The organism is Micrococcaceae bacterium Sec5.7, assembly GCA_039636785.1.
GTDB lineage: Bacteria > Actinomycetota > Actinomycetes > Actinomycetales > Micrococcaceae > Arthrobacter.
Window position 1 is genome coordinate 3,045,751 of sequence record CP144169.1, and the last position, 15,013, is coordinate 3,060,763.

At 65.0% G+C, this 15,013-nt stretch carries 13 protein-coding genes; 7 read left to right on the forward strand and 6 right to left on the reverse strand.

Annotated features, from left to right (window positions below; all coding sequences use genetic code 11):
• The first annotated feature begins 2 nt into the window (after positions 1-2).
• From paaK to V3C33_14535, 4 genes are all read left to right on the forward strand, one after another.
• Entirely contained in the window at positions 3-1,349 is a 1,347-nt protein-coding gene (gene paaK / locus V3C33_14520) for a phenylacetate--CoA ligase PaaK (protein XAS66687.1), read from the forward strand.
• Positions 1,350-1,390: 41 nt separating this feature from the next.
• Entirely contained in the window at positions 1,391-2,011 is a 621-nt protein-coding gene (locus V3C33_14525; GenBank protein ID XAS66688.1) for a TetR/AcrR family transcriptional regulator, read from the forward strand.
• A gap of 144 nt (positions 2,012-2,155) precedes the next feature.
• Complete coding sequence (locus tag V3C33_14530; protein ID XAS66689.1) at positions 2,156-2,902, forward strand: DUF427 domain-containing protein; 747 nt, start codon at positions 2,156-2,158, stop codon at positions 2,900-2,902.
• Between the two features lie 191 nt (positions 2,903-3,093).
• Complete coding sequence (locus V3C33_14535; GenBank protein XAS66690.1) at positions 3,094-4,374, forward strand: haloacid dehalogenase-like hydrolase; 1,281 nt, start codon at positions 3,094-3,096, stop codon at positions 4,372-4,374.
• A gap of 89 nt (positions 4,375-4,463) precedes the next feature.
• Here V3C33_14535 and V3C33_14540 read toward each other — a convergent pair whose 3' ends face one another.
• Both V3C33_14540 and paaZ read right to left on the reverse strand, forming a co-directional pair.
• Positions 4,464-4,871 carry a VOC family protein gene (locus V3C33_14540; protein ID XAS66691.1) on the reverse strand — a complete coding sequence of 136 codons (408 nt, stop codon included), beginning with the start codon at positions 4,869-4,871 and terminating at the stop codon, positions 4,464-4,466.
• A gap of 115 nt (positions 4,872-4,986) precedes the next feature.
• Positions 4,987-7,107, reverse strand: coding sequence for a phenylacetic acid degradation bifunctional protein PaaZ (gene paaZ, locus V3C33_14545; GenBank protein XAS66692.1), 2,121 nt, complete (start codon positions 7,105-7,107; stop codon positions 4,987-4,989).
• 147 nt (positions 7,108-7,254) lie between these two features.
• Between paaZ and V3C33_14550 the strand changes: the two genes are divergently transcribed.
• On the forward strand, positions 7,255-7,686 hold the full coding sequence (locus V3C33_14550; GenBank protein ID XAS66693.1) for a PaaI family thioesterase: 432 nt from the start codon (positions 7,255-7,257) through the stop codon (positions 7,684-7,686).
• A gap of 57 nt (positions 7,687-7,743) precedes the next feature.
• On the opposite strand, the gene V3C33_14555 is transcribed toward V3C33_14550, so the two are convergent.
• Positions 7,744-10,365: a trypsin-like serine protease gene (locus V3C33_14555; GenBank protein XAS66694.1), complete on the reverse strand. Its 2,622-nt coding sequence runs from the start codon at positions 10,363-10,365 to the stop codon at positions 7,744-7,746.
• A 130-nt stretch (positions 10,366-10,495) separates the two neighbouring features.
• A complete protein-coding gene (locus tag V3C33_14560) occupies positions 10,496-11,458 on the reverse strand; it encodes a YafY family protein (protein ID XAS66695.1) in 963 nt (320 codons plus the stop codon).
• Positions 11,459-11,551: 93 nt separating this feature from the next.
• On the opposite strand from V3C33_14560, the gene V3C33_14565 reads away from it, so the two are divergent.
• Entirely contained in the window at positions 11,552-12,595 is a 1,044-nt protein-coding gene (locus V3C33_14565; protein ID XAS66696.1) for a VOC family protein, read from the forward strand.
• A gap of 91 nt (positions 12,596-12,686) precedes the next feature.
• On the opposite strand, the gene V3C33_14570 is transcribed toward V3C33_14565, so the two are convergent.
• The gene (locus tag V3C33_14570; GenBank protein XAS66697.1) at positions 12,687-13,214 is read right to left on the reverse strand and encodes a tyrosine-protein phosphatase; all 528 of its coding nucleotides are present in this window, start codon (positions 13,212-13,214) and stop codon (positions 12,687-12,689) included.
• Between the two features lie 243 nt (positions 13,215-13,457).
• Here V3C33_14570 and V3C33_14575 point away from each other — a divergent pair, with 243 nt between their 5' ends.
• Entirely contained in the window at positions 13,458-14,366 is a 909-nt protein-coding gene (locus tag V3C33_14575) for an SGNH/GDSL hydrolase family protein (protein ID XAS66698.1), read from the forward strand.
• 37 nt (positions 14,367-14,403) lie between these two features.
• Here V3C33_14575 and V3C33_14580 read toward each other — a convergent pair whose 3' ends face one another.
• Positions 14,404-15,012, reverse strand: a complete 609-nt coding sequence (locus tag V3C33_14580) for a GNAT family protein (protein XAS66699.1) — start codon at positions 15,010-15,012, stop codon at positions 14,404-14,406.
• Position 15,013 lies beyond the last annotated feature (1 nt).

Below are 15,013 nucleotides of genomic sequence, written 5' to 3' on the forward strand. Positions count from 1 at the left end.
CCATGACAACTCACACCACCGCCGCCCCTGTTCTTGACCCAGCTGCTCTGGACCGCGAGGAAACCATCTCCCGCGACGAGCTCGAGGCGCTCCAGCTCAGCCGTCTGCAGCACACCCTCGCCTACGCCTATGACCGCGTGCCGCTGTACAAGCGCAAGTTCGACGACGCCGGCGTCCACCCGTCCGATCTGCGCGAACTCAGCGATCTGGGCAACTTCCCGTTCACCACCAAGGAGGACCTGCGCGCTGAGTACCCGTTCGGGATGTTCGCCGTGCCGCAAAGCGAAGTAGCCCGGGTGCACGCGAGCTCGGGCACCACGGGCCGGCCAACCGTCGTCGGGTACACCAAACAGGACCTCGCCGACTGGGCCAAGCTGGTGGCGCGCTGCCTGCGCGCGTCCGGCGTCCGTCCCGGCATGAAGGTCCACAACGCCTACGGCTACGGCCTGTTCACCGGTGGCCTGGGCGCCCACGCCGGCGCCGAAGCCCTGGGCTGCACCGTGATCCCGATGTCGGGCGGACAGACCGAGCGCCAGATCCAGCTCATTCAGGATTTCAAGCCGGACGCCATCCTGGCCACCCCCACCTACCTCCTCACCATCGCCGACGCCATGGCGCACATGGGCATCGACCCCACGTCCACCTCGCTCAAATTCGCTGTGCTGGGCGCCGAGCCGTGGACGCAGGAGATGCGCCACGAGCTCGAGGTCACCATGAACATCAAGGCGTGCGACATCTACGGGCTCTCCGAGGTCATGGGCCCCGGCGTTGCGGGTGAGGCAGTGGAGACACAGGACGGCAGCCACATCTGGGAGGACCATTTCCGCCCCGAAATCATCGATGCCTTCAACCCCGCCGTGGGCAAGGACGCCGTCCTGGGCGACGGCGAACACGGCGAACTCGTGTTCACCGCGCTCACCAAGGAAGCGCTGCCCATCATCCGGTACCGCACCAAGGACCTCACCCAGCTGCTGCCCGGCACCGCCCGCCCGGCGCACCGCCGGATGGGCCGCATCACCGGCCGCAGCGACGACATGATCATCCTCCGCGGCGTGAACCTGTTCCCGTCCCAGATCGAGGAAATCGCGCTGCGCATCCCGGAGCTCAGCCCGCACTTCCAGCTGGAACTCACCCGGCCCGAGGGCCAGCGGATGGACCAGCTCACGGTCAAGATCGAACGTCGGGAGACGGTCACCGCTGAAGGAAGCACGACGGCGGCCCACACCCTGCGCGAGCAGATCAAGATCCACGTGGGTTCTTCTTGCGTCGTGGCCGTGGTGGAGCCCGGCTCGCTGGAGCGCTCCAACGGAAAGCTGCGCCGGATCTACGACCTGCGGCCGAAGGGCTAGCCTGCGGTGGTTGACCGAACGTTCGTGAGAAAATGGCCGGTATGTCCACAGTAGATGCACCCGGTTCAGCAGTAACCACAAAGCGCGGCCGCCCCGGTTACGACCAGCAGTCGGTGCTGCTGATCGCTGTGGACGTCTTCAACCGCCACGGCTACGACGCCACCTCCATGGGCATCCTGGCCGAGAACCTGGGCATCTCCAAGTCCGCGATCTACCACCATGTGCCGTCCAAGGGTGACCTCCTGAAGCTCGCACTGGACCATGCACTCGGCGGGCTCGAAGCCATCCTGGAACAGCCTCTGGCAAAGACGGGGGCCGCCGATGCGCGGCTCGAATTTGTACTGCGGCAGACCATCGCGGTGCTGGTGGAGCGGCTGCCGTTCGTGACGCTGCTGCTCCGCCTGCGCGGCAACACGGACATAGAACGGAACGCGATGGAGCGCCGGCGGGCCTTCGACCACAAGGTGGCCGGACTGATTTCCGCAGCCCGCGACGACGGCACTCTCCGTCAGGACATCGATCCCCGCACCGTGACCCGGCTGCTGTTCGGCACCATCAACTCGATCGTTGAATGGTACAAACCGGGCGGCCAGCTGTCCCCCGAAAAGCTCGCCGACGACGTCATCACCATGGTATTCGACGGCCTCCACGCCCAGGCCTGAGTACGCTCCGTCCCGGGGAAGCCATTGACGTTGCGGGGACGGCGCGCCCACGCTGTAGTCATGGCCACGAAATTATCCCAAGTATTCTTTGGCGCGTTTCCGGACTTGCGTTACGAACCCACCCCAAAAAGGATCCGTGCGAGCGTGGGCGGGAACACCGTCGTCGATACCCTGAACGCGTACCTCATCTGGGAACCCAAGCGTGTCACCCCGGTTTTTGCGGTCCCCGAAGCCGATCTGCGGGCTGAACTTTCGCCGCCGGCGCTGGCTGCCGGTGACGATCAGGAGTTTCCGATCGCCATGCGGCCGAATGCGCCGTTGGGGCTGGACCCACGGACCGGATTCAGCTGCCACACCGCACCGGGTGAGGTACTGGACGTCGCCACCCAAATCACAACCCTGCCGCGCGCTGCATTCAGGCCGGCGGACCCGGATCTGGCCGGTTATGTGGTGCTGGATATCAATGCGTTTGATTGGCTTGAAGACGACGAGGAAATCATCGGCCACCCGCGCGATCCCTTCCAGCGCGTGGACATCAGGGCATCGTTGCAGCGGGTGGAAGTGATGCTCGACGGCGTGAAGCTGGCTGACACCCGCGGCGCCCAGGTACTCTACGAAACGCTGCTTCCGGTCCGCTACTACATCCCGCCGGCGGACGTCCGGCTTGACCTCATGGAAGAGAGTTCCAAACGGACGGTCTGTCCGTACAAGGGCGAGGCGAGGTACTGGTCCTATCCCGGCTCGGCCACGGGTGAGAACATCGCCTGGGCGTACGACTCCAGGTTTGTTGACGCTGCCCAGATCCACGGGTTGATGTGTTTCTTCAACGAGAGAACGGACATTTCCGTGGATGGCGTGCGGCAGGACAGGCCCGTCAGCCCCTGGTCCTGACGCCGTAGACGTACGTGGTTAGCCCGGCCAGCAGCCATTGGTCCGGCCAGCAGCCATTGCTCCGGGCAGCGAACCGTCTGCATGGAGCGGGGGTCCCCATCCAAGCTGCCGGAGCGTCCTGTTGCGCTATATACAACTTGTTGCATCAAATGCTATGGTCTGTTTCCATACCACTTCGAAGGGGACACCTCATGCGCCGTAAAGTCCGACTGACCGCCATCGTTGCGGCCTCTCTTGTCGCCCAAATGGCATTGGCCGGTTGCGCTGCCAACACGGGGAGCGGCGGATCGACGGTCACGGAATGTCGGCAGCTCGATCCGGGTCTGCCATGGTTCGGGAACGTCCGCGAACGGTTGCAGACGACGATCGACGCACACAGCAGCTGCACCGGCACGTTCTCAGGCGGACGGGCGCCGGTGGCGATCTTTGACTGGGACAACACGGTTGTCAAGAACGACATCGGGTACGGGACGAACTTCTGGATGTTGCGTAACGATAAGGTTCTTCAGCCTGCCAACAAGGATTGGAAAACGACCGACCGCTATCTCACCGATGCGGCGGCTGTCGCTTTGAGCGCCGCCTGTGGCAGCGAGACTCCCGCAGGCCAGCCGCTGAAGACAAGCACTGATGCCGAGTGTGCCGACGAGATCGTTGCAGTCCTGGATGACACAACGCGCGCTGGTGAACCCGCCTTTGCAGGTTTCGACGCACGCCGCATGACGGGGGCATATTCTTGGGGGGCGGCCTTGTCTGCCGGTTACACCGAGGAGGATTTGGAGGGATTCGCTGCCGCGATGAAACAAGAGAACCTGGGAGCCCCGGAAGGCGCGACGCAGACTGTCGGGACGAAGCAAGTGGACGGTTACATCCGGGTGTACCAGCAAATCAAGGACCTCATCGGCACCCTGCAGGCTCACGGTGTGGAGACTTGGGTGGTTTCAGCATCGCCGGAACCCATTGTCAAGGTATGGGCCGAGGAGGTCGGGATCGACACTGCGCATATCGTCGGTGTACGAAGCGTTTATGAAAACGGCATCCAGACACCTCATCTGAAGGGCTGCGGCGGAGTGCCCGACGGCGACGATTCTGTCATGACCTACATCGACGGGAAGCGCTGCTGGGCAAACCAGGTGATCTTCGGAGTCGAAGGGCCGGCGGCATTTGAGCAGCTCCCGGCGGAGCACCGTCAGATACTCTCTGCGGGTGACTCTGTCACTGATGTCACCTTTGTCGGTGACGCCACCGAGGCCCGCCTCGTTATCAACCGCAACAAGGCCGAACTCATGTGCCGTGCGTACGATAATGACGACGGCAAATGGCTGGTGACGCCGATGTTCATAGATCCCAAACCCCAGCGAACCGATCCTTATGCTTGCTCTACGAAGGCTTACACTAACCCCAACAACAGCCCCGGGCCGGTAAAACGGGTAGACGGCAATGTGATTCCAGACCAGACGGACAGTGTTCACTGATCAGCCGGATCTCGGGACGCCGGAATCGCCCATAAATATGGCGTCCCGCTGCCGGGACGCCATTACCTGCGTTGGGTTATGAGCCGAGTTCAGAGCTGGTATTCAGCCTGTACACCAAGGCTTTCGTGGACGCACAGGATGTTGCTCTCGGTGTCCATGAACCAGGCGCACTTTTCCGATTCGGTTGAACAGATATGGTTCTCCGTCTTGAGATCCGGGAGATCGTAGTCCTGGAACATAACGCCCCGGGACTCCATGTCCTGCACGGTCCCTTCAATATCGCTGACTTCGAAACTCAGGGTGGTGTGCTCGGAATGCTTGCCGTCCGTCACGGGCATCAACTGCAGCATCGGGCCGCCGTCACTGCCGAACATTTCGCTTCCATCGTCTGCCACGCCATGGTGCGGGAGCCCCAAGGTGTCCGCGTAAAAACCGCGGGCGCGCGCTGCATCATCGACTGGCAATACGGTTGTGGCTGTTTTCAATACTAGGGTCATTTGGCCACCTCCTACCCTGAAAATAATACGCCTGGGCGGCTCCGAAAGATCTTACGAATTGGTCGGTGATCGGGCCTAGCGAGATCCAGGTTTCGACAAGCTCGACCAGCGATGATTACTTCTCCACGAGGGTGAGGACGTCGTAGGTGGCCACGATTTCGTCGTTCTGGTTGGTGAGCACGGCGTCCCAGGACACCTCACCGTACTCGTCCGTCTCGCGGGGTGTGATCTTCTTGGCCGTCAGGGTGACACGGATGGAATCGTCTACAGCCACCGGGGTGATGAAGCGCAGGTTTTCCAGGCCGTAGTTGGCCAGCACGGGCCCCGGCAAGGGCTCCACGAACAGGCCCGCAGCCCAGCTGAGCAGCAGGTACCCGTGCGCCACGATGCCCGGGAAGAACGGGTTGGCCTCCGCGGCTTCCTGGTTGGTGTGGGCGTAGAAGGTGTCGCCGGTGGAGTTGGCGAACGCAGTAATGTCCTCCAGCGAGACCTGTCGCAGCCCGGACCGCACAGCGTCGCCAATCCGCAGCGTCTCCAACGACTTCCGGAATGGGTGCGTGGACTCGGTGTCCAGAGTGAAGTTGCGGTCGGCGCCCGTGTGCCAGACGCCGGTGACAGCCGTCAGCATGTTCGGCGAACCCTGGATGGCGGTGCGCTGCATGTGGTGCATGACCGAGCGGATGCCGCCCAGTTCCTCGCCGCCGCCTGCGCGTCCCGGGCCGCCGTGGACCAGGTGCGGGACGGGTGAGCCGTGGCCGGTTGAGCTGCGGGCATCCTCGCGGTTGAGCATCAGGACGCGGCCGTGGTGGGCGGCGATGCCGGTCACCAGTTCGCGGGCCACGTCAGGATCGTTGGTGCATACCGAGGCCACGAGGGAGCCGCCACCGCGGGCGGCGAGGCGGACGGCGTCGGGAAGGTCCTTGTAGCCAATCACCGAGGACACCGGGCCGAACGCCTCCAGCGAGTGCACCTCTTCCGTCTCGGCGTCGGCCCAGCTGAGCACCACCGGGGACATGAAGGCGCCGCCGTCGGCAACGCCCACTCCCCCGTCGGCGGACGTGACCGACGGCGAATCCAGCGTTCCGTACGCGAGCTCGCCACCGGCGTCGAGCATGGACTGCACGGCGGCACGCACATCGGCGAGCTGCTCGAGCGACGCGAGCGCGCCCATGGTGACGCCCTCGGCGCGGGGATCGCCCAGCACCACCCGCTGGTCAACCCGCGCCCCGATGGCGGCAATGACGGCAGGCACCAGCTCCTGCGGCACAATGGCGCGCCGGATGGACGTGCACTTCTGGCCTGCCTTGGCCGTCATCTCGGTGACCACGGACTTGATGAAGGCGTCGAACTCCGGGGTGCCCTCAACCGCATCCGGGCCCAGGATGGCCGCGTTGAGGGAGTCGGTTTCAGAGGTGAAGCGCACGCCGCCTTCCACGACGTTCCGGTGCGACTTCAGCGTCTGCGCAGTTGAGGCGGAACCCGTGAAAGCCACGAGGTCGCGGTAGTCCAGCTCGTCCAGCAGGCCGCGCACGGATCCGGAAATGAGCTGGAGCGAACCCTTGGGAAGGATGTTGGACTCGATGATCGCCTTCACCACGGCGGCGGCCACGTAGCCGGTGGGGGTGGCTGGCTTGACGATGGTGGGGACACCGGCGATGAAAGCGGGCGCCAGCTTTTCCAGCATTCCCCAGACCGGGAAGTTGAAAGCGTTGATCTGCACGGCAACACCCGGGATGCGGGTGTAGATGTGCTCACCGGCGAAGGACCCGTCCTTGGACAGCACCTCCATGGGCCCGTCCACCACAACCTGCGAGTTGGGCAGCTCGCGCCGGCCCTTGGATGCGAACGTGAACAGCACACCGATGCCGCCGTCGATGTCGATCATCGAGTCGATCTTGGTGGCGCCGGTCTGGGCGGAGAAGGTGTAGAAGCGATCGCGGCGTGCGTTCAGGTACTGCGCCAGCTCCTTGAGCTTCAGGGCGCGCTGGTGGAACGTCAGTTTGCCGAGTTCCGTCTGCCCCGTGGTGCGTCCGTAACGTACGACGGCGGCGAGGTCCAGGCCGTCGGTGCTCACCTTCGCCAGGACTTCGCCGGTGCTCGCATCGCGCACGGCAACAGCGGAAGCTGCCGAACCGGCGTCGGGCGTCCACCAGGAATCCTGCACAAAACTGGGGACGGTCTCTACAGTGTCTACTGTGGCTACTGCTTCTCCGGTGGAGTTTGCTGTGCTGGTCATCGTTGACGGGTCCTTCCAACGCGGGGCAAACGAATCCAGCCAGCGCATTACTGACCGTCCGTTCGGTAATATGACTACAGTACATGAATGTACACAGCTGCACACTAGAAGTCCGGACATCTGACCGGCCGCCCCTGAGGAGAGCAAATGACACCCGAGCAGCACAAGGCCACCCCGGAGACCGCCGGGCTGTGGAAGATCACGCTCGGTGAACTCGACGAGAAAATGGGCGTCAGGATCGTGGAGGAATCCGTTCAGCGCGTGGTGGCCACCATGCCCGTGGAAGGCAACCGGCAGTCGTTCGGGCTGCTGCACGGCGGCGCATCCCTGGCCGTGGGCGAGGCCGTTGGCTCCTGGGCCGCCGTGATCCACGCAAGCACACTGGGCAAGACCGCCGTGGGGGTGGACGTTTCAGCCACGCACCACAGGTCCGCACGCGAGGGGCTGATCACCATCACGGCGACCCCGATCCATCTTGGCGGAACCGTCACCACCCATGAAGTACTGATCACCAACGACGCCGGCCAGCGGCTGTGCACGCTCAGGATCACCAACCTGCTGCTGGCCAAGAAGAGCTAGCCGGGGATTCTTACAGCCGTCCAGATAGGTGTAAGAATCCGCCTCGGATTCTTACACCTATCGGCGTTTCCGGCGCCTGACAACCAGAATCGCCCCGCCGCCAATCAGGAGCGCACCGCCCGCCATACCGGCAATCGGAAGCACCGCCGAAACGCCGGTGTCCGGCAGCTGGCCGGAACCTTCTCCCGGGTCGCCTGCGGGCAGGATTGCAATGATGGTGGGTGGCCCGGACGGCTGGCCCGGCGGAACCAGAGGGGGCTTCGCGGGCGGCTTCGCGGACGGCCGGGGAGGTGCCATGATGGTGAACTTCCTGGTGGCTACCGCTGACGTGGCGCCGTCGATGGTCTGGCTGACCGCGAGCGTGTGCGCCCCTGGCGGCAGCCCGGCCGGGAACGGGATGCTCCACTTTCCGCCGTCCACGGGGACCTGCGGAACGGCGGCGTCATCGATCAGCACCTTGACGGTTGCCCCGTCCAGCCCGGTTCCCGTGATGGTTCCGGGAACCGCTGCCTGGGCAATGTTCTGCCCGTCCTGGATGTTCGCCACAGCAGGGGCCGGCGGAATACGGGTGAAGTTCCGCACCGACGCCGGGCTGTCCGGAGTCCCCGGTGACGTCTGCACGGCGGTGACCCTGAGGGCACCGTACCCGGGCTGGCTGGTCACGGCCATGGACCAGTGGCCGCCCAGCCCAACAACGGCCGAGCCTGCCACATCGCCGGACAGTTCCACCGTGGCGCCGGGTGTGCCTGTGCCCTCGACCCCCTTGACGGTGGTCAGCACCGAGTCCTCCGTGGGCATGACAATCGCGGGAGCCGGGAGGCCTGATACTGTGATTTCGAATTCCCTGGCACCTGAGGCACTGAATCCGTTGGCAGTCTCTGCCGAAAACTTCAGCTGCCCGGCAGGTACCGGCGCGGCAAACGACCATCGGCCGGAAGCGTCCACAGGGATCTCGAGCGGCGGCTGGCCGGCAATGGTGATCCGTACTTTCGAATTGGCCGCAATAGCCGCGGCCGGAGCCGCCAGAACTTGGCCGGTGATGGCGTCGCCGGCTGTGACCGTTCCTCCGCCTGCAGCTGCCGTCATGACCGGTTTGTTCAGGAAGAGCCGGAGCTGGACGCCGGGCAGCCGGGTCATTGCGTCCTCGAGAGTTGTGGCCACGGCAAAGTTCGGCCCGGACCCGGCGGCATCGCCGGCCGAATGTGTGCCCACCGCGAAGTTTCCGCTGATCCAGGGGCCGCCGGAGTCACCGCCACTGGACTGAACGGAGCCGGAAAGAAATCCGCGGAATGCCCGGACGTCCTCTGGCACGCCGGAGCCGCCGCCCACCACGTAGATGCCCACCTCGTCCACGTTGCCGCAGGACCAGCCCGCTGTACGCCCGGATCGGCACACGGCCTGGCCCTGGAACGGCGACGCGGTGCCCACAATCTTCACCGCGGCAGCCCCCAGGTTGGCGGGGTCATCCCACTGGGTGGCGGCCGGCTGGAGGTTGAGAGACGGGCGGATGGACTCGATGACGGCGATGTCCGTGCCCACGTTGCCCGGGTTTAGTTCGTCGCCCGTGATCCAGGAGTTGTTGGGGCCGCCGAACTGGCTGAAGCCGAAAGCGCCGATCACGCCGGCGGGTGCATTCGGCTCCGTAGCCCCTCCGGAAGGCGACGAGGCCGGTGGTTCTATTTCCGCCAACTGCGCCGCTCCGTCTTCGGCGCAGTGGCCGGCCGTGAGCAGCAGCGGTTTGCCGGCGGGGCTGAAGCCGCTGAACCCTGCGGAGCAGATACTCGCGCGGTCGACGTAGTAGCCCTGGCCTCCGAAGAAGTCTTCCTCGGCGGCGAGCGGCTCGCCTTCTTCCAGCGTGACGTTGGTATACCGGGAAACAAATTCCGACGCCGACAATTTGGGTTGCGCCGTAGCGGCCAGGTAGCGCTTCAGTCCGGATTCGGGGTTGTTGATTCCGCCCGTGCGGATGATGAATTCGCCGTTGGCATACGCCACGGCCTGGAGGCCCGCTGCGCCCACATCGCGGAGGTAGGCCTGGTAGAGCTGATCCGTGCTGGTGGCCAGGAGCTCAGGCGCTGCCGTAGGCGATGCCGGGGCAGATGCAGTGGGAGCGGGAGCATCCGAAATGGCTGCAGCGGGTGCCGAGGGAGCGGGTGCGGTGGCGGCAGGTGCCGACGGCGCTGCTGCTGATGCGGGCGCCTTGAGCACAAACTCACCGTCGTGACTGCCCGCGGCGCTGTTCAGCGCATCAACTTTTGCCTGCAGCTCGGGGCCGCTTCCCGCGACCACGATCCGGCCACGTTCAAGGCTCGTTCCCACGTAACCGGGCAGTTCCCGCAGGACCGCGACGGCGTCCGCGGCACGTTTGCCCTGCTCGCCGGCGGCGTTGAATTCCTCGAGCGTGAGGCCGAGATCCCGCATGACCGCGTCCGCCAGGCCGGCGTCACTGACGCCGGCAGCGCTGACGCCGGCGTGCTCCGGCGATTCAGGAGGGCTGAAAGGAGAGCTGGATGCTTGACTCGAAGGCGACGTGGACGTGGAAGCCGGGGCCGGCGTCGGGGGTCCTGTCTCGGCCGAGGCCGGAACGGCCGCGAAAGCCGCCCCCAGAGACACAGCCGCCGCAGCGCCAAGCGCAACAGCCCGCCGAAACGGACCTCCCGAAAAGCGTTCCCCTGCCATGCGTTGATTCAAAACTCCCCCAGCTGTCCGTTTCCAAGCTCAGCGTAGCCGCTCCAACGCCAAGGCCAGACGCGTACCGGCCGCGCGCCCAACTCAGGGCCGCGGTGGGATCACCTGGTCAGAACCCAAATTACAAGCCGGATACGGCACGCACCAACCGGCCACCAAGGTCGTTGAGATAGTCCACAAGCTCGGGTGGCTCCACTACCGTGAAGTCGCAGCCGATCATGCCAAGCCTGGCAGCGAGCCACTCGAGCGTATCTGCGTATCCCCGCAGTTCACAGCTGCCGGCGTCCAGGGGAACTATCTGGCCAGAGCCGGGGCCGAGCACCTGGGTTGCCCGCTCGGCAGGCATCTGCAGGATGACCACCGCCGAGTAGCTCGGCGCAAGCTGATACAAGGTGTCCTTGAGGAACTCGGCCGCGCCTCCCGATGGCAATCCGCGGGGCGTGACCCGGACGCCGGTGCTCAGGGGAGCGCTTATCCTGTCGACGCGGAAGGTTCTCCAGCTGCCGCGGTCGTTGTCCCAGGCGACGAGATACCACCGCCGGCCGGCGGCCACCAGACGGTGCGGGTCTACGTGGCGGCTGGTACCTGCCCCGTCCCGTGGGAGGTATCTGAACCTCAGGCGCTCACGGTTATTGATCGCGACCGCCAGCGCCGACAGCGTTTCCGGGTCAACGGGCGCAACGGGAACTCCTGCAAGCTGGTCAGTGGCGGAGCCCAGGGAGCGGACGCGGTAGCGCAGCCGCGGCGGGAGCACCTGTTCGATCTTGGCCAGCGCACGCACCGAGGATTCGGCGATCCCGGCCACCGCCTGGTCCGCGGATGTTCGCAGCCCGACGGCGATCGCCACCGCCTCGTCGTCGTCAAGTATCAGAGGCGGCATGGCGGCGCCCGCTGCCAGTTGATATCCCCCGGCGGCGCCCATGGTGGATGCCACAGGATAGCCCAGCCCCCGCAGCCGGTCGATGTCCCGCCTGACAGTCCGGGCGCTGACCTCAAGCCTGTCAGCGAGTTCGCTGCCGGGCCATTCACGCCGCATCTGCAGCAGGGAAAGCAATTTCAACAGCCGGGCGGGTGTATCTGTCATGGCCCAATTCCACTCTCGATGTAGGACACAAACTGTCCTACATCGATTCTAGAGTTGCATGTATCGGACGGACCAGAGCAGAGGAATCGAACCATGACAACATCAGATCCCAATATCAGCACCGTTCCCGAGGGCTACGCCAGCGTCAGCCCGTGGATCATTTCACGGGACACCGGAGCGTTGTTCGAATTCGTGAGCCGGGCTTTCGGCGCAGAGGAGATTGCGCGCGTTGCCGGCGAAGACGGATCCATCGGGCACGCGGAAGCCACAATCGGGGACTCGGTGGTCCTGGCTTTCGATTCCCGTCCGCATTGGCCCCAGACGCCGGCCTTCCTGCGGCTCTACACTGACGACGCCGATTCAGCTTTCGCCGGCGCACTGGCCGCCGGTGCCACCACGGTTACGGAACTCGGCAACAGTGCCTGGGGCGATCGCGGTGGCCGCGTCCGGGATCCGCTGGGCAACATCTGGTGGATTACGTCCCACATGGAAGAAGTCAGCGACGACGAGGCCACCCGCCGGTGGCAGGCGCCGGAGTACGCGGCGGGGATGGACTACGCCATCCAGTCACTCGACCGCGAAATGACGGGGCGAGGCAACGGAACGGAAGATGTGCCCGAGCTGGTCCCCTCCGTTCCGGTCCGGCCACGGGTGAGCGGAGTGAAGGCCGTACCGGACGGATACCGTTCGGTGGAACCCTGGATCATTTCCCGCAAAACAGCTGGCTTCCTGGATTTCATCGCAGCAGCGTTTGGCGCCCAGGAGAGCTTCCGCGTCCCGATGGAGGACGGATCGATCGGCCATGCGGAGGCGCGCATCGGCGATTCCAATGTATTGGCTTTCGATTCCCGACCGGACTGGCCTGAGACGCCGGCCTTCCTGCGGCTGTACGTGGACGACGGCGATGCCACCTTCGCCGCGGCCTTGGCGGCGGGGGCCACCCCGGTGACCACCATGACCGAAATGTTCTGGGGTGAGAGGGTGGGCCGGGTCCGCGATCCGTTCGGGAACCTCTGGTGGATCCACTGCCGAGTACTGGAACTGACCGAGGACGAAGCCTACGAGCGTTCTGTCCAGCCGGAGTTCGTGCAGGCCATGGACTACCTCACCAGCGCGGAGTTAGCAGTGCAGAGTTAGCAGTATCAGTCAACGGCTGACAATGGGAGGTTGACGGAGGCCGGCAGTGGCTGCTGACATTCCCGGGTGTCCAGCCGCCGGACAAACTCCGCTACGCTGCGGCCGCGGTCCTCCAGCATGGCGCCATCGTTGCCTCGTCCAGAAACCGATCATGCGGATGGGGAGTTGGGTGCGTTCGGTGGCGTTCATTGATGCCGCGCATCGCCAGCTGGTAGCCCTGCGCAATGTCCTGGTCGCTGTCCCCGGCCAGGTCCTGCAGCATGGCGGCGATCAAGCCGCTGCGGTCCCGGCCGGCCCCGCAATGGATCACCACACCGCCCGGAGCGGCGGCAATGGCCTTGAAAACGGCCGCAAGTTTCTCCGGAAACAGCCGGGCATTGTCCGCATAGCAAGAGGGATCGTTGAGGTACGGCACGCAGATCGCCTTGAATTCCGGATCGTCCGGATCCTCGGTGGGGGCGAGCACGACGTCGATGCCCGCCAATACTTCGTCGTCCACCTGCGGATCGGTGTCCCGGCGCTGCACTTCACCAGGGTTACGCAGATCAATGACCGTGCGGACGCCGTCGTCGTACGCTTGCTGCCGCCCCGCTTCGGTGAGCCACTCACGGCGCCCCATCCGGTATATGCTGCCGGACACGCGCCAGGCGTTCACCGCTCCCAGTTCACGGCCCCGCCAGGCTTTTCCACTCCTCCAGCTAAACACAAACCGCTGAGAACCCGCGCGGTCCGGACTGAGCAGTCCGGCCATTTTGCGGCGACAAAACGAGGGCTGCCCGGCCGGTTCAGCGCCAGTTGCGGGCGTAGTGTGAGCACATGTTTACCTGATCAGCAGACCAGCTACTCACCGTTAGGGGAAATGATGGGCACCTTGAACGTACGACGGCGGCGCTCGGCTCTCGCAGCCGGCCTCGCCACCATGGCCATGGCTTTGGGCTTTGCGGCTGCCCCGGCGCAGGCCGCTCCGCCGCCCAAGGTGAGCTATGTGGCCGTGGGCGATTCCTACACCGCAGGTACTGGTTCCGGCACGGCGATGAGGCCTGCTGCCACGTCGTGCTGGCGGAGCAACCCCGGCTACGTTGACGTTGTTGGCAGCACTGGCCGGGTGAATCTGGTAGGGAATGGGGCGTGCCATGGAGCTGCCTTGTCGCCGGCAAGCCCGGCCTACGACTTCTTCACGCCCAGCGTCGCTGAACAGATTGGCGGGCTGGCCGGGGCAGGCCTCCTGAACGGCCGCACTGGCCTGGTCAGCATCACTGCCGGCGCCAATGATGTGGGCGTCTACCAGATCCTGCAAATCTGTGCGCTTTCCACCGAGGCGGCTTGCGGTGCCGCCGTAGCCACCGCCAGTGGGGCCCTCCCGGCCCTTGGAGCCGGCCTCGCCCAGACCTACTTGGCCATCCACAGCGTGGCGCCCAACGCGAAGATCGCCGTCATGGGCTATCCGCGTCTCTTCGATCCGGTCAATGGAATCCCGGTGATTCCGGTCGACAACCAGACTTTGGTTAATCAGGCCACCGGAAGCCTCAATGCGACCATCGCGGCCGCGGTGACCGCAGCCAACAGCCTGTATGGGGCCAACGGGCAGTACGTTGATGTCACCTCCAGATTCACCGGGCATGCAGCAAACTCGCTTGATCCATGGCTGGTCCTGGACACATCGAATCCGTTCGCGGATAGCAATTTCCACCCGAACGTCACGGGCTATTCCCAGGGCTATGTCGCCGCACTGATGGGAGCGGTGAAGCCGGCGCAGTTGGCGAAGCTGTAGGTCCGGCCCTCAATTCTTCGGCCGGCCGGGCAGCTTCCTAACCCTGCCTGGCCAGCCTGAACTCCAGGCCGCTGCGGACCATGGGCCACTCGTGCTCAAGGATTGAGAACACCACGGTGTCCCGGAGCACGCCGTCCGCGGTCCGCGTATGGCTGCGCAGCACACCATCCTGCTTGGCGCCCAGCCGCGCGATCGCCTCGCGGGACTGGTGGTTCAACCAATGCGTGCGGAACTCGACGGCGGGGCAGCCAAGCGCCTCAAAGGCGTGGCGCAGGAGCAGCAGCTTGGAATCCGCGTTGCTGCCGCTGCCGTGCGAAGAAGCGGCATTCCAGGTTGACCCGATCTCCAGTCGGGGCGTCCCGGCGTCGATGTTCATGTATGTGGTCATCCCGATCACCTTGCCCGGGCCGCCCGTGGCGGCGTCGATCAGCCGCGTGGTGAACGGCAGCATGGAACCCTGCTCCTGCAGCGCGAGCCTCCGGTCGATTTCCGCTGCCATGCCCCCGGGCTCCGGCACCGAGGTATACCAGAGCTTCCAGAGTTCGCCGTCGCGGACCGCCTCAACCAGGCCATGGTTGTGGGCTTGGCTCAGCGGCTCCAGGACAACGTGCTGTCCGGTCAGGGTAATGGGTTCAATCGACGTCACC

Excerpts from the sequence above, each read along its gene's own strand:
- paaK (XAS66687.1), top strand. The coding sequence starts at position 3 with ATGACAACTCACACCACCGCCGCCCCTGTTCTTGACCCAGCTGCTCTG.
- V3C33_14525 (XAS66688.1), top strand. The coding sequence starts at position 1,391 with ATGTCCACAGTAGATGCACCCGGTTCAGCAGTAACCACAAAGCGCGGC.
- V3C33_14535 (XAS66690.1), top strand. The coding sequence starts at position 3,094 with ATGCGCCGTAAAGTCCGACTGACCGCCATCGTTGCGGCCTCTCTTGTC.
- V3C33_14540 (XAS66691.1), bottom strand. The coding sequence starts at position 4,871 with ATGACCCTAGTATTGAAAACAGCCACAACCGTATTGCCAGTCGATGAT.
- paaZ (XAS66692.1), bottom strand. The coding sequence starts at position 7,107 with ATGACCAGCACAGCAAACTCCACCGGAGAAGCAGTAGCCACAGTAGAC.
- V3C33_14550 (XAS66693.1), top strand. The coding sequence starts at position 7,255 with ATGACACCCGAGCAGCACAAGGCCACCCCGGAGACCGCCGGGCTGTGG.
- V3C33_14555 (XAS66694.1), bottom strand. The coding sequence starts at position 10,365 with ATGGCAGGGGAACGCTTTTCGGGAGGTCCGTTTCGGCGGGCTGTTGCG.
- V3C33_14560 (XAS66695.1), bottom strand. The coding sequence starts at position 11,458 with ATGACAGATACACCCGCCCGGCTGTTGAAATTGCTTTCCCTGCTGCAG.
- V3C33_14565 (XAS66696.1), top strand. The coding sequence starts at position 11,552 with ATGACAACATCAGATCCCAATATCAGCACCGTTCCCGAGGGCTACGCC.
- V3C33_14570 (XAS66697.1), bottom strand. The coding sequence starts at position 13,214 with ATGGGGCGCCGTGAGTGGCTCACCGAAGCGGGGCGGCAGCAAGCGTAC.
- V3C33_14575 (XAS66698.1), top strand. The coding sequence starts at position 13,458 with ATGGGCACCTTGAACGTACGACGGCGGCGCTCGGCTCTCGCAGCCGGC.